The organism is Prevotella sp. oral taxon 376 (genome assembly GCF_003043945.1).
Classification (GTDB): Bacteria; Bacteroidota; Bacteroidia; order Bacteroidales; family Bacteroidaceae; genus Prevotella.
In genome coordinates this window covers 197762-224026 of sequence record NZ_PYXG01000001.1, presented here as the reverse complement: position 1 = coordinate 224026, position 26265 = coordinate 197762, and the positions used below count along the sequence as shown (strand labels likewise).

Sequence of the window (26265 nt, the reverse complement as noted above, 5' to 3'; positions counted from 1 at the left end):
CGCAGTGTGTAATCGCATTACAAGCAGCGTGTAATCGTGTTACAAGCCGTTTGTAACATCACGGATAACAATTTCTTTTTTCAGGATTCGCGGTTGGGCCGCGGCCTCTTAGCTGATGACCTCGTCCACGGGGATATCGTTTGCTCCGACGGGCACCTGTTCCGACCGCTGGAAATCGAAGCAAACGCCTATCTTGTAGGCGTGGGGAAGTAGTTTGAGAAAACGGTCATAATAGCCCTTTCCGCGCCCGAGGCGGTTGCCGCGGGCATCGAAGCTCATGCCGGGAATCACGGCCACGCCAATCTGTTCGTAGTCAGTGAAAGGCTCTCCCGTGGGCTCAAGGATGTGGAACTCGTCTTCCCGCATGGTTTCCGGCCCCTCATAGCGGCAGAGCTGCATGCCTCGGTCGGGCATGACGACGGGCAGCAACACGGTCTTTCCTTGCCGCAGGAGCTCGTCGACCATGCCGTGGGTGTCCACCTCGTCGGGCAGCGAGTAATAGAGCAGCACGGTCTCCGCCTCCATGAGGCGGGGATGCGCGAGCAGCCGGGCCACGATCGGAAGTGAGCGTTCACGCAACTGCTCCCGCGTGAAGCGATGCTTGCGCCGCCTGATTTCCTCTCTGAGTTCCTTCTTAGGCATGTGCCAGTGTCGTATAACGGTTGTGGGTGGGCGCGTAGTCGAAGCTCCTCGGCTCCAGGCGAGCCGTTCGCCCCGGTTGTTTTGCGTCTGTTTTCCTGACCATCTTTTCAGGCCAGGCCGAATGGCTATCGAACAGTTTCTTCGCCGCAGATATGGCGGGGTCGCCGAGATTGAGGTATTCGTTCCAGGCTTCCTCGTCGAGCATATTGTAGATAATGCGGCTATTGATGTATTGTTCGAGCAGTTTGTGCGATTTCCGAATCATCAGATTGCGCCGTTGCAGCCCGTGCTTGTCGGCATAGGAGGCGAATTTCTCCACCGTGTTCTGCTTCACCAGATAGTCGGCCAGCTGCTGCATCTCCGTGAAATTGTTGAGTTTTAGCCTGTTGTCGTCGGTATAGGTGAAGGCAAACTGCAGGATGAGACCGCTCATGGCGGCCCTCTTGTAGTAAGAAGTCATGCCGAGCGTGTCCTCGGGGATGAAGATATCGGGAGTGATACCTCCTCCTCCGTAAACCACGCGGCCGATGCCCGTGTGATATTGGGGGCCTGTGTGCCTGATGGAATCTTGCGAGAACATCTCGCCCCGCTGATAGCGGGTGAGCATATCCTGCGCGTAGTCGGCCTCGTCGCCCATCTTGTAAGGCTTCTGGATGCAGCGGCCGGAGGGCGTGTAGTAGCGCGCGATGGTGAGGCGGAGCAGACTGTGGTCGGGAAACTCCACCTGTTGCTGCACCAATCCCTTGCCAAACGAGCGGCGGCCAATGATGGTGCCCCGGTCGTTGTCTTGTATCGCGCCCGCGAAAATCTCGGCCGCGGAGGCTGATCCTTCGTTGATGAGCACCACCAGAGGAATGTCCTGATAGCTGCCGTGGCCGTTGGAAAGGTATTCCTGGCGCGGCGACTTGCGGCCCTGCGTATAGACGATGAGTTTGTTTTTGGGTAGGAATTCATTGACCATCTGGGTGGCCGAGGTGAGGATGCCGCCCGTGTTGTCGCGCAGGTCGATGACCAGATTCTTGAAGCCTTGCCGCGAGAGCTTGGCCAGCGAGATGAGCATCTCGGCATAGGTGGTCTCTCCGAAGTTCTTGATACGCACATATCCGGTGGTCTCATCGAGCATATAGGTGGCGGCAATGCTGTGCTGCGGGATCTCTCCGCGCGTTACGGTGAAATACTTGATGTCCTTGGCGCCATAGCGCACGACGCCAATCTTGACCTTCGTGTCTTTCGGGCCTTTCAGCCGGTGCATGGCTTCCTCGTTGGTAACCTGCTTTCCCACGAACGGTTTTCCATCCACGCTGACGATCTTATCGCCGGCCAGGATGCCTGATTTCTCGGCTGGTCCGTTCTTGACTACATTCTGCACATGGATGGTATCCTGACGGATGGTGAACTCAATGCCCACTCCCGAGAACGAGCCTTTCAGGTCGTCGGCAGCCACCTGGGCGTCCTCCGCGCTGATATAGACCGAGTGGGGGTCCAGTTGCGACAGGATTTGCGGGATGGCCTTGTCGACGAGGGAGTCGATGTTCACTTCGTCCACATATTGGTCGTCTATGAAGTGGAGCAGGTTGTTGAGACGGTTGCTGCCGCTGTTGATGATGTTGAGACGGTTGCCAGAGAAGTGGTTGGCAAAGAAAGTGCCGATGACGATGCCGACCACCACGGCGACGGCAATAAACAGCGGGGTATAGCGATTATTCTTATTTGGATTCATTTTCTTCCGGATTTAGATAGACAACTTCTATATGGGCTCTCTTGAGGAGGTTGATGCCGTCTTCGAGTCGGTATTTCTCGCCGTAGACCACTCGCTTGATGCCGGCCTGTATGATGAGTTTGGAGCATTCTATGCAGGGCGAGGCGGTAACATAGAGCGTACTGCCGTCGCTGTTGTTGCTGCTGCGGGCAAGCTTCGTGATGGCATTGGCCTCGGCGTGGAGCACATAGGGCTTGGTAATGCCGTTGGGGTCTTCGCATATATTCTCGAACCCGCTGGGCGTCCCGTTGTAGCCGTCGCTGATGATCATCTTGTCTTTCACCACCAAGGCTCCCACATGGCGGCGCTCGCAATAGCTGTTTTCAGACCAGATGCGTGCCATACGAAGGTATCTGTAGTCGAGGTCGCGTTGCTTGATTCCTTGTTCCATAGGTTTGTGCGCGTTATGTTGCGGTTATGTTGTTTTCCTGATTCCGTTGCGTTCCAGGAGTGCGTCGATGGTGGGTTCTTGTCCGCGGAACCGCTTGTAGAGTGTCATCGGGTGCTCTGTGCCCCCCTTGGAGAGGATGTTATCACGGAAACTCTGTGCGGTCTTGCGGTCGAAGATGCCGTTTGTCTTGAATACGCTGAAGACATCCGCGTCGAGCACCTCTGCCCATTTGTAGCTGTAGTAGCCTGCGGCATAGCCGCCAGCCATGATATGTGAGAACTGGGTGGTCATACAGGTGTCAGGCAACTGGCGGGTAACCATGGCCTCCTGCCAGGCCTTTTTCTCAAACGGGATGATGTCTTCCTTGAACTCGTCGCTCTTGGTGTAGTAGGCCATGTCGAGCAGTCCGAAGCTCACCTGCCGCATACAGGCATAGGCAGCCATAAAGTTGCGGCTCCTGACGATACGCCCGATGAGCTCGTCGGGCAGCGGCTCGCCGGTCTGATAGTGGAAAGCGAAGGTGCGCAGGAAGTCTTTCTCTACGGCATAGTTCTCCATGAACTGCGATGGGAGCTCAACGAAATCCCACCACACATTGGTGCCCGAGAGGCTCGCGAAACGCGTATTGGCGAACATGCCGTGGAGAGAATGGCCGAATTCGTGGAGAAATGTCTCCACTTCTCCGAGCGTCAGGAGGGCCGGCTTGTCTTCCGTGGGTTTGGTGAGGTTCATCACAAGGCTCACCTGTGGACGGATGTTGTTGCCCTTGTGGTCGATCCACTGTCCTCGGAACTCCGTCATCCAGGCGCCTCCCTGCTTCCCCTTGCGGGGATGGAAGTCGGCATAGAGCACAGCCAGATAGCTTCCATCGCCGTCGAAGACCTCATAGGCCTTCACATCGGGATGATAGACGGGGATGTTCTTGTTTTCACTGAAGGTGATGCCATAGAGGCGAGTGGCGAGCCCGAACACGCCCTTGATAACATTCTCGAGCTTGAAATAGGGGCGCAACATCTCTGCGTCGAGGTTGAAACGCTCCATTTGGAGCTTATGGGAATAATAGCTGAAGTCCCACGGCTGGACCTTGAAGTCGTCGCCTTCCAGCTTTCTGGCCAGTTGCTCTATCTCGTCGACCTCCTCGATGGCTGTCGGTTTGTAAGCGGCAATCAGGTCGTTCAGCAGCTTGTAGACATTTGCCGTGTTGCTTGCCATGCGCTCCTTGAGTACATAGTCTGCATAGGTGGCGTAGCCGAGGAGCTGTGCCGTCTCGCGGCGGAGATTTATGAGACGCTTGCAAATCTCAAGGTTGTTCCGGTCGTTGTCGTGTGTGCACTCCGTGTTGCGTGCCATGTACATCTTTTTCCGGAGGTCGCGCTGGGTGGAATAGGTCATGAAAGGATTGTAGCTCGGGAAATCAAGCGTGAAGAGCCATCCTTCCTTCCCGTTGTCCTTGGCGGATTTCCTTGCCGCTTCAACGGCCGTGGGGGGGAGCCCTTCGAGTTGCCGCTCATCGCTAAGAAGAAGTTCGAAAGCCTTGTTTTCCTTCAGCAGGTTCTGCGAGAACCGCAATGCGAGCACGCCAGCTTCTTCTGTGAGCTTGCGTAATCGTGCTTTCCCTTCGTCGTCCAGTAAGGCTCCGCTGCGCACAAAGCCCTCGTAGCCTTTCTCCAAAAGAGTATGCTCCTCGGGAGTAAGCTCACGGTGGTGTTCGTAGACATACTTGTAGCGTTCAAAGAGACGCTTGTTCAGGGTTACATCATTGGCATGCTTGGTGAGGATGGGGCTCATTTTCTGGGCCAGTGCGTCGAGGTCGTCGTTGGTCTCCGCACTGAGCATGCACGAGAATACATTCGACACCCGGTCGAGCAGATCGTAGTAATGCTCGCCTTTCGAAGTGTCCACGCGGATGACGGTATTCTCGAAGGTGGGTGTCTCTGGGTCGTTGACAATCTTGTCGATTTCCTCGTCGTCGCGGCGGATGCCTTCCATGAAGGCCTCCTCATAGTCGGCTGTCTGGATGCGATTGAAAGGCACCGTGTCGTGCGGCGTGTTATAGGGGACGAAAAAGGGATTTATATGCTTCTCTTTCTCCGGCTTATTTCCATTCATACTAACCTCGTTGCTTATATTTCCTGCAAAAATAGCAAAAATATTAGATACACCTTATTAATAAATTGATTTTTAACTTATATTTTACATCAGCAGTTTCTCGAGGGCGGGAATGTGTATTTTGCCACGGGACAGCTGGATGAGTTCCTCCTCAGCCATCTCGTTTAGTGTCCGGGAGATGTGGCTGCGCGCCTCGCGAAGCTCTTCGGCCAGCTTCGCCATTTTGATGTCGATATCCTTTTCTCCCGACATATAGAGACAGTGGGAGCGGAAGAAGTTGACGATCTGGTGTCGGGTGTCGGGGGGAGTGGTTCTCCACATGTTGTCGTCCGACTTTTGCAAGCGCGAGGTAATCAGGTTGATATAGTTGATGCGGAATACCAGAAAAGTGTTGTAGAATTTCCTCACATCCTCTTTGGCGATGGAGATGAGGTTGCAGTCAGAGGACGCTTGATAGGTGTGGGAGAAACGGTGGCTGAGTCCGAAGAGGGCTTCCATCTGGAATGTTTCAGGCGAAAGGCGATACTCGGCGAAAGTGAAGCTGCGGTCGGCGGCCGAAGTGATGATTTTGATTTTTCCATCAACAAGGAAATACAGATGGTTGCCGTCGTAACCTTCCCTGACGATGTCGTCTCCCGTCCTGAACTTATGGAATCCCAGTCGGGTGTAAGCCACGATATCGTCAAGGTCGTTTCGGTTCATTCCCTGAAATAGCGGAAATTGCAGGAGCTTGTCGTACAGGTGAAGGTCTGGCATGTCAGGAATCGGCAGTTACTCTATGATTTTGTCTTTCAAGGAAGGTGAATACCAGATGGCGTTGTTGCCGTTGGCATCAGAATAGATGAGATAGGCCATCAGTTCTGGATGTTTCTCGAGAACTTTCTTAGTCTCTTTAAGTCCCAGTACCATGAAACTCGTGGCATAGGCGTCGGCTTTCGCGCACCGGTCAGCTAGCACCGTGGCCGACAGGATGTTGTGTTGCACGGGGCGGCCTGTACGAGGGTCAATGGTGTGAGCATATTTCCGGCCGCCTTTATAGTAGAAGTTGCGATAGTTACCGCTGGTGGCCATGGCAATGTCGGTAACATTCAGGACGGTCTGCAACTGCATCTCGGTGCTGGTGGAGTCGTCGGCAGGCTTCGTAACGCCGATTTTCCAGGGCGCCCGTTTCTCGCTGATGCCGCTCGTCACCACCTCTCCGCCAATCTCTACCATGAAGTTCTTGATTCCTTTTGTCTTCAGGAACCGGGCCACGACATCTGCCCCGTAGCCTTTCGCGATGGCACTGAAGTCAAGCATCACCCGCGGATCAGACTTCTCGTAGCGGCGGTCAGGAGTGATGCGAAACTTGTCCATGCCCACGAATTGCAGCAGACTGTCTACCTGTTTCTTGTCCGGAAACTTCTGATGCTTGAATCCGAACCCCCACGCGTTCACCAACGGGGCTACGGTAATGTCGAAAGCCCCTTCGGTTTCGCGGCTTACCTCTTGCGCGAGGCGGTACACCTCAAGGAAGCGGTCGCTGATATTGACGGAAGGGGTGTTGGCGTTGATGCGCGAGACGGTGGAGTTCTTGTCGAACATGGAGAACTCATAATTGACCCAGTTGAGCTCGCCCACATTCTCGATATATTCCTTCTGATAATTGCGGTCGCTCTGGTAAGTAATGTGGTAGACCGTGCCGAAGATGAATCCCTCGTCGTGTTGATACGGAAGAGGGCGCTGTTGCCGGATGATGGCGACAGAGCCTATGATGAGGAAGAGCAGGAATGGAATCTGCCAGAACAATCTTTTCCGGGATTTCATGCGATTACAGTTCGAAGATTACATTGAAAGTTGCCCCGAGTCTCGTGCCCCCCTGTTTTCCGAATCCCGGCACATACCATGGGTTGCCGATGTCGGCTTCGGAGTGGAAGAGGCGGCGCTTGTAGCGTATGCTCCATCCCAAGCGGACGAATTTCCAGATTTTGGCATCGATGCCGCCCACGAACTCGAGCCAGTGATAGGATCCTTTGTTGCCCGGATGATTGTATTCGATGTGGTCGCCCCATACGGGGTCGGTCATGCCGGGCGAAAAGATGTCGTATTTGAAGCTGCTGAAGGCATAGCGGCCGCCTACATAGACGCGGTAGTCGTCGTGCTTGTTCTTCATCACATTGAAGTCTATGCCCACTCTTCCGTAGGGTGCCGAGGTCTGATAGTGGAGCTTCGTGGAGACATCATCCTCGTCGGCCTTGCCCAAGCCGACTTCTATGACGGGGAAATATTGGTCCTTCAGGTTGATCCGGAGGGCAGCCTCATACTGACCGTAGCTGCTGAATATCAACTGTCCTGCCCCGACAAGATCGAAAGATACGGCAACGCCTCGAAACAAGGAGATGGTGTCGGGCTGTTCAATGATTTTCTTTCGTCCCTGTGCCAAGGCGCCCAAAGACAGCACCAGCATCAGGTTAATTAGTATTGCTCTTGAGATATATGATGAAGTGTGGCTTACGTTCGTCATAGGTTACATCTTTATTGTTGATGGCGATAGAATCTATTACAAGGTTTGTGCTTGACACTCCCATGATGGTGTGGAAGATAGAAGGGCTGCAGTCCACGGATTCGAAGTGAGGCCGGTCTTCCTTCGAGACCGTAATCGTGTCGGTTTTCGTGCCGTTTTCATCAGTGAACTCAAAGTAGTAAACATCTTGTGCGCGGCTGTAGCTCATCGGTAACAGGATACTGTCAACCTTTTCGCCTCTATTGAATAATATGCTGTCGCTGTCTTCCGAGATTTTCGCGGATACCGTGAGCGTATAGGGCACGGTGGCGGAAAACTTGAACTTTGCGTGTACCGTGTTGTTCAACGGGCAGTCGATGCTTGCGCATGACACCATCGCCAGCAATACGAGGCTTAGGGATAAGGTTCGGATTATTCTTCGCATTTCAGTTTCTCTTCGATTTGGTAGTCGTTTCGACTGGGGTTGGATCGGCTTATGAGGTCGCCGAGGAATCCTGAAAGGAACATCTGCGTGCCTATCAGCATCGTGGTGAGGAAGATGTAAAACCAGGCAGAATCTGTAACCAGGTTTCCATAAGTGCCATTGTTGAGCTCTATGATTTTGTTGATGCCCAATACGGCAAGGGCTATGAAGCTGATGAAGAACATCACGCTGCCGAGGAATCCGAAGACATGCATGGGTTTTTTGCCGAATGTTCCCAAGAACCAGAGTGTCATCAAGTCGAGGTATCCGTTGACGAAGCGGTTGATTTTCATAAATTTCGATTGGCCGTATTTGCGTGCCTGATGATGCACCACCTTCTCTCCGATCTTGTCGAAGCCGGCATTCTTAGCCAGATAGGGGATGAAGCGGTGCATCTCGCCATATACCTCTATGTTTTTTACGACATCCTTTCGGTAAGCTTTCAGGCCGCAGTTGAAATCGTGGAGGTTGTGGATGCCGCTTACCTTACGCACCGTCCAGTTGAATATTTTGGTAGGGATGGTTTTCGAGAGAGGATCGTAGCGCTTCTGCTTATATCCGCTCACAAGGTCGTATCCGCCTTCCTTGATCATCTTGTAAAGCCCGGGAATCTCACCAGGAGAGTCCTGCAGGTCGGCATCCATCGTGATGACGACATCTCCCTGGGCTTCATTGAATCCGCAATAGAGGGCTGGGCTCTTGCCATAGTTGCGGCGAAACTTGATGCCTTTCACTACTTCCGATTCCTTACAGAGGTCTTCTATCACCTGCCATGAGGCATCCGTAGAGCCGTCATTCACGAAAATCACTTCGAAACTGAAGCCGTTGGCTTTCATGACGCGCTCTATCCAATGGTAGAGTTCCGGTATAGAATCCTCTTCATTGAAAAGCGGTATTACAACAGAAATGTCCATTTGTGCATTTTTAATATGGTTTATTGTCTGAAGTTTTTCTTATAGGGCCCTCGTCGCATACACAGTGTCGCGATGAGCAGAGACATGATGGTGCCCATGAATATGTTCTGCATCATGAATATCAATGACAGCTGGATGGGCTTTAGGGTCATGAATCTCTCGATGGCATCCTTGAAATCCCGTGTGTCAAATCCTTGTGTCTGGTAGGTTTCCGACACGACTTGAGTGGCGGTAATCAATATGGAATTGAACAGTCCGTGGTCAAGAAAGCGGAAGTAGATGTATTGGGCGAGGCAGAAGAGCAAGCTCGCATAGAAAAAGGTGAGCCATGAATAGGCAAGGCCACGGCGGAACGAGATGATCCCATTTAGGGCGTTATTGCGAAATTTTGTCAGTCTCCATATGACGACGAAAGGCGTTGCCATGGCCAGAAGCGACCCTATTACCGACTGTGGAATATAGAGAACCGAGACAAAACTGCCAATCCATACGAGAGTCAGTATAAGTCCGTCCTGACGGGCAAAGGCCCTTACCTGTGTCAATGCTTCTGCAAAAGTCATATCAAGTGCAAAAATACGCATTTTATCTTATACATAAGATATAATCTTTCGATTTTTTAGTTATTTTATAAAATAAGTTAAAGAAGGCCTGTTTTTCATTTCTCGTTTTTCATTTCTCATTTTAATTGTATATCTTTGCATCCGCAAAACGGGCAAGTCTCTTACGGCCAGCTCCCTTTGAATCCCCCAGGATGGGAACATAGCAAGGGCAGAAGGTCGTAGCGGCGCGATAAGAATCGCTTGCCCACCCGCCTCTTTAGCTCAGTTGGCCAGAGCACGTGATTTGTAATCTCGGGGTCGTTGGTTCGAATCCGACAAGAGGCTCTTCGAAGGAAAGGAGCAAGGCTTTTGCCTGGCTCCTTTTCCTGTTTTCGCCTTACAGGTCGACTACCGTTATTCCTGACCCTCCAAACTGTACATGCTCGTCGGCAAAATGCGTTACATTGGGAATTGTTGTCAGATACTGGCGTATGAGCTGGCGGAGGATGCCGTTTCCCTTGCCGTGGAGAACCCTTACCCTCGGGATGCCCACGAGTATGGCGTCGTCGATGAAATACTGCACGGCATCCAGAGCCTCGTCGCCCCTCATGCCTCTTACATCCAAGTCCTGACGGAAATTCCTGCGGTGGTCGTCGATGATATTCTGGGTCATGTGAGAAATATGAAAGGCCTGCAGACTTTCCTTGAGTTCGTCGGCCTTTGTCTTGGGCTCATCTTCCGTTTCCCGGGCGACTTGCCCTTCCGTGCGTTCCAGCCTGTCAAGGCGGATGCGGGTTCTCATTCCTCCGAAGATGGCGGTGCCCATCTTGCCGTCCATGCTCTCCAGGGTGCCTATCGACTTCGTGCCTTTGATGCGGACGGAATCGCCTTCCTGTAAGGCGACCGGGCCGTTCGCCCCTGCGTTTTTCATGCCCGCCTTGCGCAGGCTTTCTGTTGCTTTCTCGTCGCGTTCGGCTTTTTCTGCCTTGCGCTGGGCCTTTCTTTCCTTTCGCTGTTGTATCTGGGCTATCTTGCGGGCAATCTTGTCGTCGTTCTCCCGGGCATCTATTTCCGCCACATCTTCCTTGAATTGTTCCAGTTCCTCACGGATGCGGCGCGTCTCCTCCTTGTGTGCCTGGTTCTCCCGGATTTCCCGGATGGCGTTCTCTATCTTGCGGTTGGTCTCGCCGAGGAGATCCTCGGCTTGCTGCTTGGCTTTCCTCAAGATTTCCTTGCGTTCCTCGTTGATACGGGTGATATCGGCCTCATAGTGCGCGATGCGCTGTTCCAGTTCCTTTTCCCGCTGGTGAATGCTCTGTCGTTTGTTTTCCCAGTAGCGTTTGTCCCGCACGATGTCCTGCAGGTATTTGTCGCTTTGGATATAGTCGGTGCCCACGATTTCGGAGGCTTCACGGATGACATCTTCCGGCAGGCCGATCTTCCGGGCAATCTCGATGGCAAACGAACTTCCCGGTCTTCCTATGGCCAACTGGAAGAGCGGGCGCATTTCGCCCCGGTCGTAGAGCATGGCTCCGTTGGCCACTCCTTCGTGATTGTCGGCAAAGTGCTTCAGATTCTGGTAGTGGGTGGTAATCACGCCCCATGCTCCGTCGTTCAGCAGATGGTCAAGCACGGCTTCGGCGATGGCTCCTCCGATGGCCGGTTCCGTGCCTGTTCCGAATTCGTCGATGAGGATGAGGGTGTCTTTGCCGGCCTGCCTCATCATGTTCTTCATGTTGAGCAGGTGAGAGGAGTAAGTGGAAAGGTCGTTCTCGAGGCTCTGCTCGTCGCCGATGTCGATCATGATGTCGTGGAAGACGCCCACCTTCGAGCGGTCGCCTACGGGAATGCTCAGGCCGCACTGGAGCATATACTGCAGCAGTCCCACGGTTTTCAGGCAGACCGACTTTCCTCCGGCGTTAGGTCCTGAGATAATCAGGATATGTTTTTCGGCTGTCAGCATGATGTCGAGGGGGACGAGCGATTTGTCTCCGTGTTTTTCGAGCGACCGCTTCAGGAGCGGGTGCTCGGCACGAACCCAGTCGATGTGGGGGTGGTCTTCCACCTCCGGTTCCATGCCCCGCATGCTTTCGGCAAGGTCGGCCTTGGCCTGTATGAAGTCTACCTGCGCAAGGAATTCGAGTGAGAAGAGGATTTCCTCGCAATGCGGGCGGACAAAGTTGGCTGTCTCGCGGAGGATGCGCAACACCTCGTGCCTCTCTTCGCTCTTGAGTTCGCGGATGCGGTTGTTGGTCTCGACGACTTCCGCCGGTTCTATGTAGACCGTGCGACCGCTGGCACTCTCGTCGTGGACGATTCCCCGAATCTTGCGTTTCAGCCCAGGTGCCACGGGCAATACCAGGCGTCCGTCGCGCAGGGTGGGCACCACCTCCTTATCCACGAGTCCATCTTTCTGTGCCGACAGGAGGATGTTGTTCAGGATGCCCGATAGGGAATTCTGTGTCCGGGTCAGTTCCCGGCGGATGTCGGCCAGCTCGGGCGAGGCGCTGTCGCGGATATGTCCGAACTTGTCCAGCACCTGCATGATACGCTGGATGACAGTAGGCATGGGGATGACGCCGTCGGTGAGTTCTGCCAGGGCAGGGTAGTCATAGACCGTCCGGCCGTCGGGGGTCTCCTCTCCATGGCTCAGAAACTTCACCAGATCATGTATTGTCTGGAGCGTTCGTTGAAGGTCGAAGAGCTCTTCTTCCTCAAGATAAGTGCCCGCGAGGCGCAGCCGTTTCATGCTTTCGCGGATGTCGGAGAATGTTCCGAGGAGCAGGTCTTCCTCTCCCTGTCGTATGCGGCGGAGTTCGCGTGTCTGTTCCATCTGCCGGTTGATAAGCTCCGTGTCGGTTGAGAAGTCCATCTGGGCGACGCGCGCCTTTCCCAATGTTGTCAGGCAACGGGTGTTCAGCAGATCCCGCACCTCGCTGAATCCTATCTTTTGTTCAAAGTTTCTTGGATATATCATCGTTCTGTCTATGGCGTGTTATGACGGGCATTTCCTCTTTCTGGCAGGGTCTTCTTGCCATGAGGCTTTGCAAAATTACTCCTTTTGCGAGAATGTCCGCCAATCGCGTTTGTTAATAATAGTTAATGAGGCGGCGATTTTCTCCCTTCATTTCTGCTTTCTCGCATAAAATCCATACCTTTGCACTCGCTTTTCGGCCAGAGCCAGTTCCCCGAATCGTAAGGAAAGGTGGTAGAGTGGTCGATTACAACGGTCTTGAAAACCGTCGTACCGAGAGGTACCGGGGGTTCGAATCCCTCCCTTTCCGCAAGAAGACTTGCTCTTCAGGAGCAAGTCTTTTTTTGATTTCGGCAATTTGCGGCAAGCCTCGAAGATTCTTTCTTGTCTGGCCTATTTCTTCATCTTCGCCTTGCGGGCATACTCGAAAAGCGACTGTGGCAGGTGGCAGTAGCCTGCGGGGTTTTTCTCGAGATAGTCTTGGTGATACTCTTCGGCATGATAGAAGTTGGTGAGGGGTTTCACCTCTACGGCGATGGGGCTGGCTTGCTTTTTCTGCTGCTCGGCCATTACCTTGCGGATCGTGGGCAGATCAGCGTCGTCGGTGTAGTAGATGCCCGTGCGGTACTGCGTTCCGCGGTCGTGCCCCTGCTGGTTGAGGCTCGTCGGATCTATTGCCTGGAAGTACATATTGAGCAGAAACTCGAGGCTGATGACAGCTGGGTTGTACTTGATGTGCACGGTCTCGGCAAATTGCGTGCGGTCTGTGCACACCTCCTCATAGGTCGGGTTCTTGGTGATGCCGTTGGCATAGCCCACCTCAGTATTCTCTACTCCTTCTATCTGTTTGAAGTAATGCTCGGTTCCCCAGAAGCATCCTCCGGCCAAATAAATCTCTTTCATGTTCTGTTTGTTTAATAGTTTCAAATAAGCGCCATATCCCTTCTCGGCCATTTCTTCCTCGGGGATGAAGCGCAGCGACGCGCTGTTGACGCAGTAGCGCAGACCGCCCAGTTGCTTCGGGCCGTCGTTGAATACATGGCCGAGGTGCGAATCGCTGAGGCTGCTGCGCACTTCGGTGCGCGTCATGCCGTGCGAGCGGTCGGTTCTGCTCTTGACGAGGCTCTCGTCGATGGGCTTCGAGAAGGCGGGCCACCCGCATCCGGAGTCGTATTTGTCGGTGGAGAGGAAGAGGGGTTGCCCCGTCGTGATGTCGACATAGATGCCCTTGCGGAACTCCTGGTCGTAGGAGTTGGTGTAGGGGCGCTCGGTGGCGGCGTGCTGCGTTACCTCAAACTGCTCGGGCGTGAGTTTCCTCCGGAGCTCCTCCTCCGAGGGTTTGGCATAGTGGTGGGTGTCGGCCGCTACCACTTTCTCCGTCTTGCTGTCGTCCATACTATTGGCCCTGCTGTTTTGCCCGTTTGTCTGACATGACAGGAAGAGCAGCGCCAGCATGGATGCTATTGTGCAATAAGTTTTTCTCCTCATAGTTTTTTACATGATCATAAATTACGGCTTTTCGATAGTCCTTACCGGTGAAGCGGCACTTAGAGTCGCGGATGCTCACTTTGTCGACATTGCGGAAATACATGGCATAGCTGGGAAAATAAGGCCATTCGCTCGTGGGGCGGCCCTCGAACCACTCCGGGACCTTCGGGTCGTCGATGCCGCGGAACTCCAGATCGGCCTTGCGGATGATGACTTGCTCGCTCCGCGCCGTGCCCCAGCTCTTCACGGAGAGTGCCATGCGGGTGATGTCGCGCGCCGTGAGGTCTTCGACGACCAGCCGTCCGAGGGTGTTCTCCTCGCTCAGCGTTACGGAGAGGGGGGCGAGCACGGTCGTGGCCTTGATTCTCCTGAGCGTGATGTTGTCGAGTCTTCCGGGTGCGGAGCCCCATCCCCCGGGTTCCAGACTGATGGCATAGGCCGAGTTGCGGTTGCCCGAAGTAATGTGCTTCTCCGCTCCCGGGCCGTAGATGGTGCAGTCTTCGACGAGCATATTCCGTGAGGGCTGAATCATGCGGATGCCGTTGCACGACGAGTTGAGCGTGCAGTTCGTGATGCGGATGTGGTTCCAGTATCCCCCCGCGATACCATCGTCGCCGGTGTGCATTTCGCAGCGGTCTATCTTCACATGGTTGCAGCCCCGGATGTGGATGCCGTCCCAGCCTCCTGTGATGCGGATGCCGGTGAACGAGCTCTTGTCGACCTCGTATCCGAGAATGGCATAGTTAGAGGCTCTTACTATCTTGAAGTCCTTGAAACATAGGTTTTTGGAGTTGGCTATGAGTATGGTGTGCGGACCTCGCTGATGTTCCTCGCCCCGGGGGTTGAACACTTGTCCGCCGTCTATGGTGCCCTCGCCTTCAATGCCGCCATGACTGATGCCCACGAAATGGACGAGGGCCTGCGACCAGACAGGGTCGGTGGCACTGTTGAAGTTGACGGTCCCGCGCCCGCTCTCATATCTTGTCAGGTCGCTCATGGGGCGCAGACAGTCGTAGGAGGCGAGGTTGTCGATGCCCCGCAAGACGGCTCCCCGCTCCAGCCGGAGCACCACGCGGTTCTTCATGTGGATGGTGCCCGAGAGGAATTCTCCCCGCGGCACGCTGACCACGCCACCGCCTTGGCGGGCGCACTCCGCGACAGCCTCGTTGATGGCCTGCGTGTTGTCGGTCTTTCCGTCGCCGACGGCACCGAAGGTCAGGATGCTGACCAGGATGGATAGCAATAGGTGCATGTCTTGTCCCTGATTTGATTCTGTCGGCTACAAAGTTACGAAATCTTCGGCCGATATGCAAGTTTCGGCTGGGAAAAAAGATGGTTTCATATTTGGAACTAAAAATGGCAGGAATGTTAAAATTGGGCTTGCGAGAGTGCCCTCGCATCCGGCGAAAGGAAAGTTGTCGGCAAATGAGCGAGTTTTGAGCGGTTTTTGCAAGCTGCTGATATATAGGGAGTTAAGATGGAAAGGGGTGAGAGAGTTTAGGAAAAATGACGATTTTCGGGGCAAAAGGCCGCGTTCTGTTACGCAGTTGACGGCTTCCGACCTTGTGAAAAGCGGCAAATGGCGGGGCAGAAAGCCGTTTTCAGCAAGCCTTTTAGCCGTCTTTTACTTTTCTGGCAGCCGTTTTTGGATGAAAAAAGGGTCTTTCACGGTCTTTCCGACTTCTATTTTCAGGATTTCCGCAGCTGTTTTCCGTCTTGTTTTTTAACTTAAAAAGTGCCAAATCCAGCCTCGTCCTGATCCTTTCCATCAGGCTTTTTTACAAGGAAAATCGCTTCGGCGAGTCATCTGAATTACGAGAAAAACTTGCCAGAGCCTGCCGCCCACGGACAGTTAGAAGGCAGCCAGCAGCGTGGCACAGGCGTCTTCTATCAGGTCGAGCGCATACTCGAAGTCGGGGTCGCCGCCATAATAGGGGTCGGGAATGGTGGCGGCGACATGTGCGTGGAGGAAGTCGGGCAGCATATGCACCTTTGCTTTCTCCTCTTCGTCGCGCGCCATTCGTGTGATGGCCTTGTAGTTGGCCTCGTCCATTACATAGATGTGGTCGAACCGGCTGAAGTCTTCCTGTCGGAACTGGCGGGCATGATGCGAGAAATCGTAGCCGCGGGCAGTGCCGTGGCGGCGCATCCTCGGGTCGGGCAGCTGACCCATATGCCAGTCGCCGATGCCGGCAGAGTCGATGTGGAACTCCTGTTCGCGCCCGGCCTTCTGCACGAGGGCATGCATCACGCCGTCGGCAGCGGGACTGCGGCAGATGTTTCCGAGACAGACGAACAGCAGCCTGTATTTGGGGTTTGTCTTCTGATTCATACGGCAAAAGTAAACATTTTCAGGCAGAAAATCCTGGCTTTTCGGGAAAAAGTCTTAAATTTGCAGACAAGCAGTTACAACAAATTAGAGTTTATATGGAAAATCGCAGAATCATAAAAGGTCTTGCCGCTCTCATGGCAGCCATGCTGTGCACGCAGGCTCCGGCGCAGTCGCTTATTCGGAAATACGAGCGGTGGCTCACCACTCCGCGCAGTTATGTGGCCTATCGCGCTACTGCCAAGCCCGTCATCGACGGACATCTGACGGAGGCCGACTGGCAGAAGGCGGTATGGACGGAAGACTTTGAGGATATCAGTGGCGAGGGATTCGCCAAGCCTAAGTATCTCACCCGGGCGAAAATGATGTGGGATGACGATTGCCTCTACATCGCCGCGGAACTTGAAGAGCCCGATATTAAGGCCACGCTGACTCGTCATGACGACATCATCTATCGTGATAATGACTTCGAGGTGTTCATCGATCCGGACGATGATTGCGAGTCTTACTATGAGATAGAGCTGAATGCGTTCAACACGCTGTTTGAGTTGTTGCTCAATCGCCCTTACCGGAATGAGGGCAATTTCTTCGATCAATGGGACTGTCCGGGCATCAAGACCGCCGTCTATATCGACGGAACGCTGAACAACAGTAAGGATAAAGACCGGGCGTGGACCGTGGAGATGGCGATTCCGAAGAACGCCGTGAAGACCAGTTTTGAGCATTTGCTCAAGGCGGGAAACTGTTGGAGAATCAATTTCTCGCGCGTAGAGTGGCTCTCAAAGCCGGAGGAAAACTGGGTGTGGAGCGCAACGGGGGCCATAAACATGCACATGCCGGAGCGCTGGGGCTATCTCTATTTCTCGGGAAAAACCGTGGGCGAGGGACAGGAGGAGGTGATCTGGCCGCACGACATGAATGTCTATAGACTGATGTGGGCCATGTATTACGCACAGGTCGAGGCCAAGGAGAAAAATGGCAGGTATCTTCAGCGGATAGCCGACTTCGGCCTTGGCGACGCCGACAAGGCCCTGTTGCCCGGTGGCTCGCAGATGCGGCTTGAGGCCACGGACACGATGTTCAAGATTACGGTAAACACCCAGAGCGACAGCTATTCGCTCGACTATAACAGCAGGTTTGTTAAGAAGAGTCTGAAATCAAAACAATGACCGAAGCCAGACTAAGGTCCATGTGGTCAGTTGTCCTTAAAAACCATTCCCGCCCCTGATTTTCCTTATCGAAACAAGGGAAGTCAGGGGCGGGGAATGGCAATTGCCTTAGCGGGCGTTATTTGCTGAAGAGTCCCTTGAGTTTCTGCCAGAAGCTACACTTCTGTACCTCTTCCACGGCATCCTGAATGGCGTCGCCGGCCTTGTCAGCATGCTCCTTGACGAAGTCGACGGCTTCTTTCACGCTCTCATTGTTCTTCAAGTCGTTGATCGTGTCTTCCATTTTCTGCTGGGCAGCCTTCACACTCTCATTCTCTTTGAGGTCTTTGATGACCCCTTCTACTTTTTCCTGTACGGCTTTCACATGCTCGTTTTCCTTCAGGTCGTTGAGCACATTCCCGACTTTATCCTTTGCCTGATCGACAATATCTTCAAGTGAACTCTGAGGTTTCTCGCTATTGGCAGCCTCTTCAACATTCTCCTGGACTTCAGCTGTGGTTTCCTTAACCTCCTGCTGGGTCTCCTCAATTACATTGTTTTCTTCTGGAATCATAATTTTTTGTTTTAGGTTTATGGTTCATCGATGGTTTTATTTTTGCAAATATAATAAAATCGTAATACAAATCAAGTATTTTTTTGTTTTTTATTTACCGTTCGTTTTATTTTTAAAAATGATGGATATCATAGTGGCATGTGAATATTTTTTCGTAACTTTGCCGCTGTCGTACGAAGCGTTATGATGAGTTTTCTTGACATACTCGTTCTTGCCGTGGCCTTGGCGATGGATAGTTTCACGATGGCTATTGTCAGTGGCGTAATCCTTAAGAAACCAGATTGGGGGGTGATGGTTCGGCTCGGTTTCCTTTTTGGGTTCTTCCAGGCTTCCATGCCCTTGATAGGATGGTCGCTTACAGCGCGTTTCTCCCGTTACATAGAGGCTTATGACCACTGGATTGCGTTTGCGTTGCTGGTCTTGATTGGCGGCAAGATGATCGTCGAGTCGTTTCAGGAAAGGGAACAGCATCCGTTTAATCCAGCCAAGCTGAATAGCCAGATAGCCTTGGCTTTGGCTACGAGCATCGATGCTTTGGCTGTTGGGATATCGTTTGTCTGCGTTGGCTATACCACCCTTGGGAGCCTTTTGTTTCCGTTGCTTGCCATCGGCATAGCGTCAATAGTCCTCGGTGTGGCTGGCTGTCTTTTGGGAATTCATTTTGGTGTTACGATGTCGAGACGCGTGAAGCCCGAGCTTTTTGGAGGAATTATTCTCGTTTTTATAGGCATAAAGATTCTTGTCAGCCATCTGTCCGGCCTGTAGCACGGGGCTGGCCGCGCATGGTTGCTCGTCAGGAAAACCTCAAAGGATAATTCTCGTTACATCGTCCATCTTGGTGCGTTGCTGCTTGGGAACGGTGAAATGCAGATAGCCTTCGCGATAAATAAATGGCAGGGATTTCAGGGTGCGTAGCAAGAGCACTTCTTTCGGCTTTCTTCCGGTCTTTATGGAAATCTGCGCTTTTGAGTTCGGCAGGATGTGTGCGTATAAGGTGTCCTGCCCTCTGCTGGTGAGCGGGACATTTGCCAGTTCGGGTCCCGGCGTCATTTGGGTTCCCGCAACCGACTCCTTACCGTATATCATCCATGTTGTCAGCGAGTCCATCATGTGATAGAAGTTCGGGTGCATGTTGCCGTTCCTGTCCGGGCCGATGTTTACCAGAAAGTTTCCTCCTAAGGAGCGGGCGGCGGTCAACGACCTGAAGAACCACCCCATGCTGCGAAACTTTCCCTTCTTGTCGTATCCCCATCCGCCCCCTGATGTCCAGAGGTCCTCGTATTCCCACCATTTATAGGGCAGGTAGGTTGGAGTTGTGCATTCAAACGGCGTGGTGAAGTCGCCGATACTCACGCTTGTGCCGTCAGGATTATCAGGATCTACGAGGTTGGCCCATCGGTCATTGATGACAATATGAGGTTGCAGAGAGCGAATCCAAGCATAGATTTTCTCGGTATTCTTTTCCTGAACTCCTCGCCATCCCATGCCGTCAAGCCACAGAAGGTCAATTTTTCCGTAGTTCGTCAGGAGTTCCTCAAGTTGTGCCATGACATAGCCGAGGAACTTCACATAGTCTTTTTCGTTCTGTGTTGAGTCGGTAATGGGGAACAGGTTCTTGCGAGTCTTCTCCACAAACTCCTCATCGCGCATCTGTCCGGGATAGTGCCAGTCGCGCGGCGAATAGTAGATGCCTACCCGCAGTCCTGTTTTCCGGCAGGCGTCCACATATTCCCTGATCAGATCGCGTCCGTTAAGATACTGCTTGGTGCCTATCCCGTATTTAGAGGGCCATAAGGCATATCCGTCGTGATGGCGGGAGGTAAGCACGGCATAGGTGAATCCCGCCTCCTTGCAAGCTTTGAGATACCTTGCCGGCAGATAGTTTTTCGGCTTGAATTTCCTTGCCATGGCATAGTAAGTCTTGCGGCTGTGGGGGTTGCGGCCGGCATAGCGGAATCCCTTAATCATGTTCCATGAGGGCTGCACTCCCTCCACACTATGGATTCCCCAGTGCATGAAGAGTCCCAGTCCTGCCGTCGGAAACCATTGGGCCCCCGCACTCGGATTCGGGAAGACGACGGGTTCCGCCAGTGGGGTTTCTATGAGTTGTCGGGCCCGGGCAATGTCTTTTTGCGATATGTCGTAGTCTTCAGGATGGATGCGCCATTGCGCATGTGCCATAAGGGAGAGGCAGAGGAGGAAAAGGATAGCCCAGTGTTTCATGATAGAAAGTTTCAGATGGTGCAAAGATAATCATTATCCGGCAATCGTCCAAGTGTTTTCGGGAAAAGTTACAGTTTGTCGGAGGCAGAGGCGCAACAGACCTGCACTCCTGTTTCCTGCGGTCTTACGGAGTGTAAAAGATGCTCGCAGACCGTCTTTTCTACAGTTTTTTTTGCTCTCCTTCACGCCACCTTTGTGGATATTTTGTTATCTTTGCACGATGATGGAGGAACGCAAAATCATACATGTAGACATGGATGCTTTCTTCGCTGCCGTGGAGCAGCGGGATAAGCCGGAGCTTAGGGGCAAGCCGGTGGCCGTAGGCTTCGACGGCGAGCGCGGTGTCGTGTCGACGGCAAGCTATGAGGCGCGCAAGTTCGGAGTCCACTCCGCTCAGTCGATACAGGTGGCCAAGCGGCTCTGCCCGCAACTGATGATCGTGCTGCCCGACTTTCATCACTACAAGGCTGTTTCCGAACAGGTGCACCGCATCTTTCTCGACTATACTGACCTGATAGAGCCCGTCTCCATCGACGAGGCCTTTCTGGATGTAACGCACAATAAGAAAGGCATGCCCTTGGCCGTCGACATAGCAGAGGATATCCGCCGCCGAATCCGAGAGGAACTGCATCTGACAGCTTCGGCAGGCGTTTCCTACAACAAGTTTCTGGCAAAGATTGCCTCTGATTACCGTAAACCAGACGGCCTCTTTGTTATTCACCCGGACAAGGCGATGGCCTTTGTCTCACGGTTGAGGGTCGAGAAGTTCTGGGGGGTGGGCCCCAAGACCGCCGTGCGCATGCACTCCATGGGTATCTTCACGGGCGAACAGCTTCGCGAAGTGAGCAAGCATCATTTGATAACCGTGTTCGGAAAAGTGGGAGCAGTCTATTACGACTTTGCGAGGGGCATCGATCCCCGCCCCGTGGAGACTGAATATATCCGGAAGTCGGTGGGTTGCGAACAGACTTTCACGCAGGATATCAGCCTGAAATCGGCCGTTCTCATCGAACTTTACCACACCGTCCTCGAGCTGGTAGGCCGTCTGAAGCGGTCGGAATTCATAGGGAAGACGCTCACGCTGAAGGTGAAATACGCCGACTTTACCCAGATTACGCGGAGCCTGACGGCCCATAAGCCTTTGAAGACGAAAGCCGACATCCTGCCATTGGCCAAGAAACTGCTCGCCGAGGTGGAGTATTCCGGCAGTCATCCGATACGGTTGATGGGCTTGAGCGTGAGCAACCCGCACACCGAGGATGAGCTCGTGAGGCATCCCGAGTGGATAGAGGGTAGCCTGCCATTCGAGGACTGAAGCACTCCGGCCGGTTTTCCACGACGCCGGGTGGAATAAAAAGAGCGAGAGCCATTATGTTTTCTCGGCTAAAAACAGTATCTTTGCAGAACAGAATCTCGCCGCCACGCATGATAATGAAACTCAACCATCCCATCGGATGGGCCAAATAATAATAAAGGAATGAAACAAACCAAGATTGTATGCTCCATCAGCGACCGCCACTGTGAGGTTGATTTCCTGCGCAAGCTGTTCTTCGCGGGGATGAATGTGGTGCGCATGAACACCGCTCATGCCACTCCTGAAGGAATTAAGAACATCATCCGTAACACGCGTGAAGTATCGCCGCACATCGCCTTGCTCATTGACACCAAGGGGCCGGAGGTTCGCACGACCGGTGTCGTGTCGCCCATTTCCTACAAGACGGGCGACACCGTGAAGATTTTCGGCCGCCCGGAGATAGACTCCACCCACGACATCGTGAATGTTTCCTATCCTGATTTCGCGCAAGATATCAAGGTCGGGGACGACATTCTCTTTGATGACGGAGCCCTCAACATGAGGGTTCTCGACATCCAAGGCCCGATGGTTGTGGCCCAGGTGCAGAACGACGGACTCCTCGGAGCCCACAAAAGCGTGAATGTGCCGGGCGAGCACATCGATCTGCCGGCGCTCACGCCGAAAGACAAGACGAACATTGAGCTTGCCATAGAGCAGGATATCGACTTCATCGCACACTCCTTCGTCCGCAGCGTGGCCGATGTGAAGGCCGTGCAGGACATTCTTGACGCTCACGGCAGCGACATCAAGATCATCTCCAAGATAGAAAATCAGGAAGGCGTGGACAATATCGACGAGATCATCGACGCCTCCTACGGCATCATGATTGCCCGCGGCGACCTGGGAATAGAGGTCCCGATAGAGCGCATTCCGGGCATCCAGCGGCAGATTATCCGTAAGTGCATCTTGAAGAAGCGGCCCGTCATCGTGGCCACGCAGATGCTGCATTCCATGATTAAAGATCCCCGTCCTACACGCGCGGAAGTTACCGACATCGCAAATGCTATCTATTATCGCACCGATGCCCTAATGCTGAGCGGAGAGACGGCGTCGGGCAAGTATCCCCTTGAGGCCGTGCGGACCATGGCCACCATCGCCGAGCAGGCCGAGCAGGACAGGATGGGCGGAAGCGGCATGAGGCTTCCGCTGAGCGACGACTGCACGCAGAAGGAGTTTCTGGCACATGCCGCCATCGACGCTACGATCAAGTTGGGCGTAAAGGGAATCATCACCGCCAGCGAGACGGGGCAGACCGCCCGCGACCTGGCTGCTTTCCGAGGCCCTGTCCCCGTGCTCGCCATCTGCTATCACGAGAAGACGCAGCGCTGGCTGAACCTTAGCTATGGCGTCATTCCCATCCACCAGAAAGAGCATCTCACGCCCCAGTATCTGTTTACGGCCGCCCTGCGCATGCTGCTCCAGAAGAAATACATCCGGCAGGAGGATAAGATTGCCTATCTGAGCGGCAGCTTCGGCCAGAACGGAGGCACCACGCTGCTGGAGATAAACAAAGTGAGTCAGGTGTTCGACAGAAGCTATAGCTTCCATCTGCCCGACTATACGAAGACGCAATAGAAGCCAAGAGGAGAAGTGCCTCAAGCCTTTCGTCCCGCAACCGGTTGTTTCCGGCTATGTTACAAGCAGTTTGTAAGGTTGTTACACGCCGTGTGTAATGTCGTTACAAGCTGCTTGTAACAGGGGGCAGAGAGCTTGTGGCACTTCTCACTTATCATTATAGGAAAGTCTTAAAGCTTGTTGATCACCTTCCGGAGCTGTTCTCCCAGTCCGATGGTGTAGCCCTGCGAGGAGAATACCACTCGGTTGAAGGTGTCGCCAATGATAAAGATCGGGAGCAGCCGGTCGTTGGAAAGTTTCATCTGCGAGACTATCTGCTTCTTGATGCTGCCGTCGCGGTCGATGCCGAAGAGAGTGTTCTTGGGCAGTTCTCCGAACTCTTTCAGGTTGAATTTGCGGGCGTCGGCCTCGCTCTCGAAGAGCAACACGAATGGGCGCCCCCATTCATCGAATTCCTTCTTCACCTTGGCGATGTCATTGAGGGCATGGTTGGTGGGCTCTTGGCCTACGCCGAGGATGCCTAAGACAAAATAACCGCGCCCGGTCTGGGAAAGGAGGCTTACCTCTTTTCCGTCCTTGACGAATTTCGACTCGCTGTCGAAGTTGCCGATGATGGCCACCTCATGGTCGGCTGCCCGCATCTTGAGGTCGAGGGTGGTGGTCTGTTCCCGGCGGATGTTGAATATCTGGTTGTTCACCAGTACGCTGCCGTTGGCAAGGCGTGTGCCCGTCGTGAGCATATAGGTTCCTTCGTCAAGCTTGGCACCGTTCTTGAAGGTGTTTGCCCAGCTGGTGCCGCCGCCCATGTCCACCTGTCCTTCCTCGAAGTTGAGGAGATAGGTGCGTCCGTTGTTAATCTCGCTGATGGAGAAGTGGCTGTAATACTTGGGGTTGTCCAAGAGCTTGGTGGGCTCGTAGTTGAGAACGAGCGTTCCCTGCGGGGCTGACAGCTGTTCTGTCGCCTCGAAGTCTACATCTATCCACTTGCCGCCTTGTTTGTACTGCACTTTTCCTGTAATCACATCCTCCCGTGCCTCAATGTTAAGGCTGCGTGCAAGGTCGACGAAGAAAATGTCGCGCGATCGGCTGTCGGTCATGCGGCTGCGCCATACGCCTATGGGGGTCTGTGGAATGCGGAGCGCCTTGTTGTCGGGGTTCAGGCGGATATGGTCGCGAGTCCATCTTACCAGTTCTGCGGGATTGGCCTGGAATTTCTTTTCTTCGGTTTTGGAGAAGGCTTTTGCGAAGTATTGCTTGAATGGCGCGATGATCATTTCCGCCTCTACGCGTGGGCAGAGTTGGTTGCTCGGCGCGTTCATGTTGTCTTCCAGTATCTCCATCTTGATGTCGCGCAGGTCTTTGTCGCTCAAGCTCTTCAGCAGTTCTATGGCCCGTTGCTGCCGGTCTTCGTGCTTCTGGAGGAAGGCGAGGATGGTGCGCCAGTTGCCCCTTGCGGTGGTGAGCAGCTTGTTGACCTCTTCCGAGACCTCCCTGTCTTTCTGATAGGGCCAGAAGGTGTGCTCATAGGCCTTCCGGATGGAGTCTTCTTCCGCGAACCGAGCCTTGTTGCGGGCGTTCTGCTCGTCGGTAACCTCAGGCAGTTTCACATTCTCCGGGGGCGGAACGATGGTGAGCATGTCGATGGGGAAGGCATTTTCCTTTACATCCGTGGCGTGAGAGCGATTGATCTGAATGGTTACCTCCCGGTCTTTTCCGAATGAGGCCTTGGCATAGCCGTAGTGGCCGTCCTTAGAGGCCCATACGAGGAGGTCGCCCAATCCTGAAGTCAGGAAAGTCTTGCCCTGTTTGTCGGTATATTTGCTCACCGCCGTGTAGAACTCTGCATAGTTGTATATCTTGAAGTCCACGCGGGCTCCCTCGACGGGTTTTCCCGCTTGATCGAGGACGGTGAAGTTCACCAGGGCCGTCTTGGCATAGTTGTCAATGAGGTTGATTTCGGTGAAGTTGCTGGTCTTCAGCACCACTTCTTCCGGGCCGCGATAGTCGCCGAAGGCACGGGTGTGCATCAGCATGGCGCGTGAAGCGGGCGCGTTGAACCAGCCGAGGTTCAGAACGGCCTCTGGTTCGCAGGCTCCGAGGAAGTACCAGGTGCCGTCTGCCCATGCCTCTACCCATGCGTGGTTGTCGTCGGTATGAGCCCATCGGGGCGTATAGACCTGCTGCGCGGGGATGCCGACCGTGCGCAGCATGGCCACGGTGAAGGTGCTCTCTTCGCCACAGCGGCCCAGCGCATTCTTCATGCAGGCCAGCGGAGAGAGGGTTCGCGCGTCTGACGGGTGGTAGGTTACATGCTCATGGCACCAGTGGTTTATCTCGAGGATAGCATCTTTCATGCTCATTCCCTTCACGCGCTGCTTGAGTTCTTCGTAGAGCACGATGCGGGCACTGTCCAGATTTTCGTTGTTCACGCGCATCGGGAGCACGAAGTGGCGGAACAGGAGTTCTGGGGTCTTCTGGCCCCAAGGCATTTCCTGCCGTGCCTTGAAAGACATGCGCACATTGCCGAGATAGAAGGCTGTGGTATAGTCCGTGGCATCAGCCAGCGGCATATAGGCATAGAGGAATTGCAGAGCCTCCCGTTCTTCGGTGGTTGGGGTGAGTCCCTTAAGTTCGTAGAATTGTTTCCCGATAAGGTTCAGCTTAGCCTGAAAGGTGTTTTCCACCGTCTGCCGAAACGCTGCGTCCGTGATGAAATGGTCGTTGGCAAGGCCTGTCGCCGACCACAGGACCATCGTAATCATTAAAAATATATTCTTCATAGTTAGTGAGACATTAAAAAGGGGAAATGCAGAGGCATTCCCCTATCTGATAGAATTATTTCTGAACTGGTATCTTTTGTACGCGGCGTTCATGGCGGCCACCCTCAAAGGTTGCCTTGAAAAACTCGTCCATGATTTTTTCTGCCGTCTTATTGTCGATGAACCGACCAGGCATGACGAGCACATTGGCATCGTTATGCTGGCGAATCAGCTCGGCGATGTCCTTGTTCCAAGCCAGTCCGGCACGAACGCCTTGATGCTTGTTGAGCGTGATGGCCATGCCCTCGCCGCTGCCGCAGATGGCAATTCCGGGGTATACATCTCCGCTTTCGATGCCCTCAGCGAGGGCATGTGCAAAGTCAGGATAGTCAACACTCTGGTCACTATATGTGCCATAGTCCTTGCAGGGATAACCTTTTTTCTCAAGATAATCCAGTACGAATTGTTTCAATGGGAAGCCTGCGTGATCGCAAGCCACTCCGACAGTTTTCACTTCCATA

23 protein-coding genes and 2 tRNA genes are annotated in these 26265 nt (G+C 53.6%); 7 read left to right on the top strand and 18 right to left on the bottom strand.

Going from position 1 to position 26265, the window contains the following annotated elements:
- Positions 1–108: 108 nt before the first annotated feature.
- The 10 genes from C7120_RS00945 to C7120_RS00900 all read right to left on the bottom strand — a co-directional run bounded on the left by C7120_RS00945 (position 109) and on the right by C7120_RS00900 (position 9362).
- Positions 109–642, bottom strand: a complete 534-nt coding sequence (locus tag C7120_RS00945; protein WP_107619976.1) for a 5-formyltetrahydrofolate cyclo-ligase — start codon at positions 640–642, stop codon at positions 109–111.
- Positions 635–2362, bottom strand: a complete 1728-nt coding sequence (locus tag C7120_RS00940; RefSeq protein WP_107619975.1) for a S41 family peptidase — start codon at positions 2360–2362, stop codon at positions 635–637. Before C7120_RS00940 ends, C7120_RS00945 begins: the two co-directional genes overlap by 8 nt.
- Positions 2349–2792 (bottom strand): dCMP deaminase family protein, encoded by a 444-nt coding sequence (locus tag C7120_RS00935; protein ID WP_107619974.1) that lies wholly within the window; start codon positions 2790–2792, stop codon positions 2349–2351. Before C7120_RS00935 ends, C7120_RS00940 begins: the two co-directional genes overlap by 14 nt.
- Before the next feature lie 24 nt (positions 2793–2816).
- Entirely contained in the window at positions 2817–4901 is a 2085-nt protein-coding gene (locus C7120_RS00930) for a M3 family metallopeptidase (RefSeq protein ID WP_107619973.1), read from the bottom strand.
- 84 nt (positions 4902–4985) lie between these two features.
- Complete coding sequence (locus C7120_RS00925) at positions 4986–5657, bottom strand: Crp/Fnr family transcriptional regulator (protein ID WP_107619972.1); 672 nt, start codon at positions 5655–5657, stop codon at positions 4986–4988.
- 15 nt (positions 5658–5672) lie between these two features.
- Positions 5673–6707, bottom strand: a complete 1035-nt coding sequence (locus tag C7120_RS00920) for an FAD:protein FMN transferase (RefSeq protein WP_107619971.1) — start codon at positions 6705–6707, stop codon at positions 5673–5675.
- A gap of 4 nt (positions 6708–6711) precedes the next feature.
- On the bottom strand, positions 6712–7404 hold the full coding sequence (locus C7120_RS00915) for a DUF6048 family protein (protein ID WP_233246990.1): 693 nt from the start codon (positions 7402–7404) through the stop codon (positions 6712–6714).
- Positions 7352–7828 carry a DUF6452 family protein gene (locus C7120_RS00910; RefSeq protein WP_107619969.1) on the bottom strand — a complete coding sequence of 159 codons (477 nt, stop codon included), beginning with the start codon at positions 7826–7828 and terminating at the stop codon, positions 7352–7354. The genes C7120_RS00915 and C7120_RS00910 overlap by 53 nt, the downstream gene beginning before the upstream one ends.
- Entirely contained in the window at positions 7816–8781 is a 966-nt protein-coding gene (locus C7120_RS00905) for a glycosyltransferase family 2 protein (RefSeq protein ID WP_107619968.1), read from the bottom strand. Before C7120_RS00905 ends, C7120_RS00910 begins: the two co-directional genes overlap by 13 nt.
- A 20-nt stretch (positions 8782–8801) precedes the next feature.
- On the bottom strand, positions 8802–9362 hold the full coding sequence (locus tag C7120_RS00900) for a DUF4199 domain-containing protein (protein WP_107619967.1): 561 nt from the start codon (positions 9360–9362) through the stop codon (positions 8802–8804).
- A 229-nt stretch (positions 9363–9591) separates the two neighbouring features.
- Between C7120_RS00900 and C7120_RS00895 the strand changes: the two genes are divergently transcribed.
- Positions 9592–9665: transfer RNA gene (locus tag C7120_RS00895), tRNA-Thr, on the top strand.
- Positions 9666–9717: 52 nt separating this feature from the next.
- Here the strand turns inward: C7120_RS00895 and C7120_RS00890 are convergent.
- A complete protein-coding gene (locus C7120_RS00890) occupies positions 9718–12297 on the bottom strand; it encodes an endonuclease MutS2 (RefSeq protein WP_107619966.1) in 2580 nt (859 codons plus the stop codon).
- A 222-nt stretch (positions 12298–12519) separates the two neighbouring features.
- On the opposite strand from C7120_RS00890, the gene C7120_RS00885 reads away from it, so the two are divergent.
- Positions 12520–12604 (top strand) — tRNA-Ser (locus tag C7120_RS00885).
- An 83-nt stretch (positions 12605–12687) separates the two neighbouring features.
- Here the strand turns inward: C7120_RS00885 and C7120_RS00880 are convergent.
- Together C7120_RS00880 and C7120_RS00875 are read right to left on the bottom strand one after the other, a co-directional pair.
- A complete protein-coding gene (locus tag C7120_RS00880; RefSeq protein ID WP_233246989.1) occupies positions 12688–13689 on the bottom strand; it encodes a bifunctional methionine sulfoxide reductase B/A protein in 1002 nt (333 codons plus the stop codon).
- A 1-nt stretch (position 13690) separates the two neighbouring features.
- Entirely contained in the window at positions 13691–15034 is a 1344-nt protein-coding gene (locus C7120_RS00875; protein WP_107619964.1) for a glycoside hydrolase family 28 protein, read from the bottom strand.
- Positions 15035–15089: 55 nt separating this feature from the next.
- Between C7120_RS00875 and C7120_RS00870 the strand changes: the two genes are divergently transcribed.
- Complete coding sequence (locus C7120_RS00870) at positions 15090–15509, top strand: hypothetical protein (protein WP_107619963.1); 420 nt, start codon at positions 15090–15092, stop codon at positions 15507–15509.
- A gap of 125 nt (positions 15510–15634) precedes the next feature.
- Here the strand turns inward: C7120_RS00870 and C7120_RS00865 are convergent, their stop codons facing one another.
- Positions 15635–16114, bottom strand: a complete 480-nt coding sequence (locus C7120_RS00865; RefSeq protein ID WP_107619962.1) for a low molecular weight protein-tyrosine-phosphatase — start codon at positions 16112–16114, stop codon at positions 15635–15637.
- 95 nt (positions 16115–16209) lie between these two features.
- Between C7120_RS00865 and C7120_RS00860 the strand changes: the two genes are divergently transcribed.
- Positions 16210–17280: a carbohydrate-binding family 9-like protein gene (locus tag C7120_RS00860; RefSeq protein ID WP_233246988.1), complete on the top strand. Its 1071-nt coding sequence runs from the start codon at positions 16210–16212 to the stop codon at positions 17278–17280.
- A gap of 118 nt (positions 17281–17398) precedes the next feature.
- Here C7120_RS00860 and C7120_RS00855 read toward each other — a convergent pair whose 3' ends face one another.
- Positions 17399–17833, bottom strand: coding sequence for a hypothetical protein (locus C7120_RS00855; RefSeq protein ID WP_107619961.1), 435 nt, complete (start codon positions 17831–17833; stop codon positions 17399–17401).
- Positions 17834–18019: 186 nt separating this feature from the next.
- Here C7120_RS00855 and C7120_RS00850 point away from each other — a divergent pair, with 186 nt between their 5' ends.
- Positions 18020–18598, top strand: coding sequence for a manganese efflux pump MntP family protein (locus tag C7120_RS00850; RefSeq protein WP_107621332.1), 579 nt, complete (start codon positions 18020–18022; stop codon positions 18596–18598).
- Between the two features lie 39 nt (positions 18599–18637).
- Here the strand turns inward: C7120_RS00850 and C7120_RS00845 are convergent, their stop codons facing one another.
- The gene (locus C7120_RS00845; protein ID WP_107619960.1) at positions 18638–20056 is read right to left on the bottom strand and encodes an alpha-L-fucosidase; all 1419 of its coding nucleotides are present in this window, start codon (positions 20054–20056) and stop codon (positions 18638–18640) included.
- A 220-nt stretch (positions 20057–20276) separates the two neighbouring features.
- On the opposite strand from C7120_RS00845, the gene dinB reads away from it, so the two are divergent.
- Both dinB and pyk read left to right on the top strand, forming a co-directional pair.
- Entirely contained in the window at positions 20277–21371 is a 1095-nt protein-coding gene (gene dinB / locus C7120_RS00840; RefSeq protein ID WP_107619959.1) for a DNA polymerase IV, read from the top strand.
- A 162-nt stretch (positions 21372–21533) separates the two neighbouring features.
- Entirely contained in the window at positions 21534–22985 is a 1452-nt protein-coding gene (gene pyk / locus C7120_RS00835; protein WP_107619958.1) for a pyruvate kinase, read from the top strand.
- A gap of 170 nt (positions 22986–23155) precedes the next feature.
- Here pyk and C7120_RS00830 read toward each other — a convergent pair whose 3' ends face one another.
- Both C7120_RS00830 and rpiB read right to left on the bottom strand, forming a co-directional pair.
- Positions 23156–25765, bottom strand: coding sequence for a transglutaminase family protein (locus C7120_RS00830; RefSeq protein WP_107619957.1), 2610 nt, complete (start codon positions 25763–25765; stop codon positions 23156–23158).
- Positions 25766–25820: 55 nt separating this feature from the next.
- The gene (gene rpiB / locus C7120_RS00825; RefSeq protein WP_107619956.1) at positions 25821–26264 is read right to left on the bottom strand and encodes a ribose 5-phosphate isomerase B; all 444 of its coding nucleotides are present in this window, start codon (positions 26262–26264) and stop codon (positions 25821–25823) included.
- Position 26265: the final 1 nt, after the last annotated feature.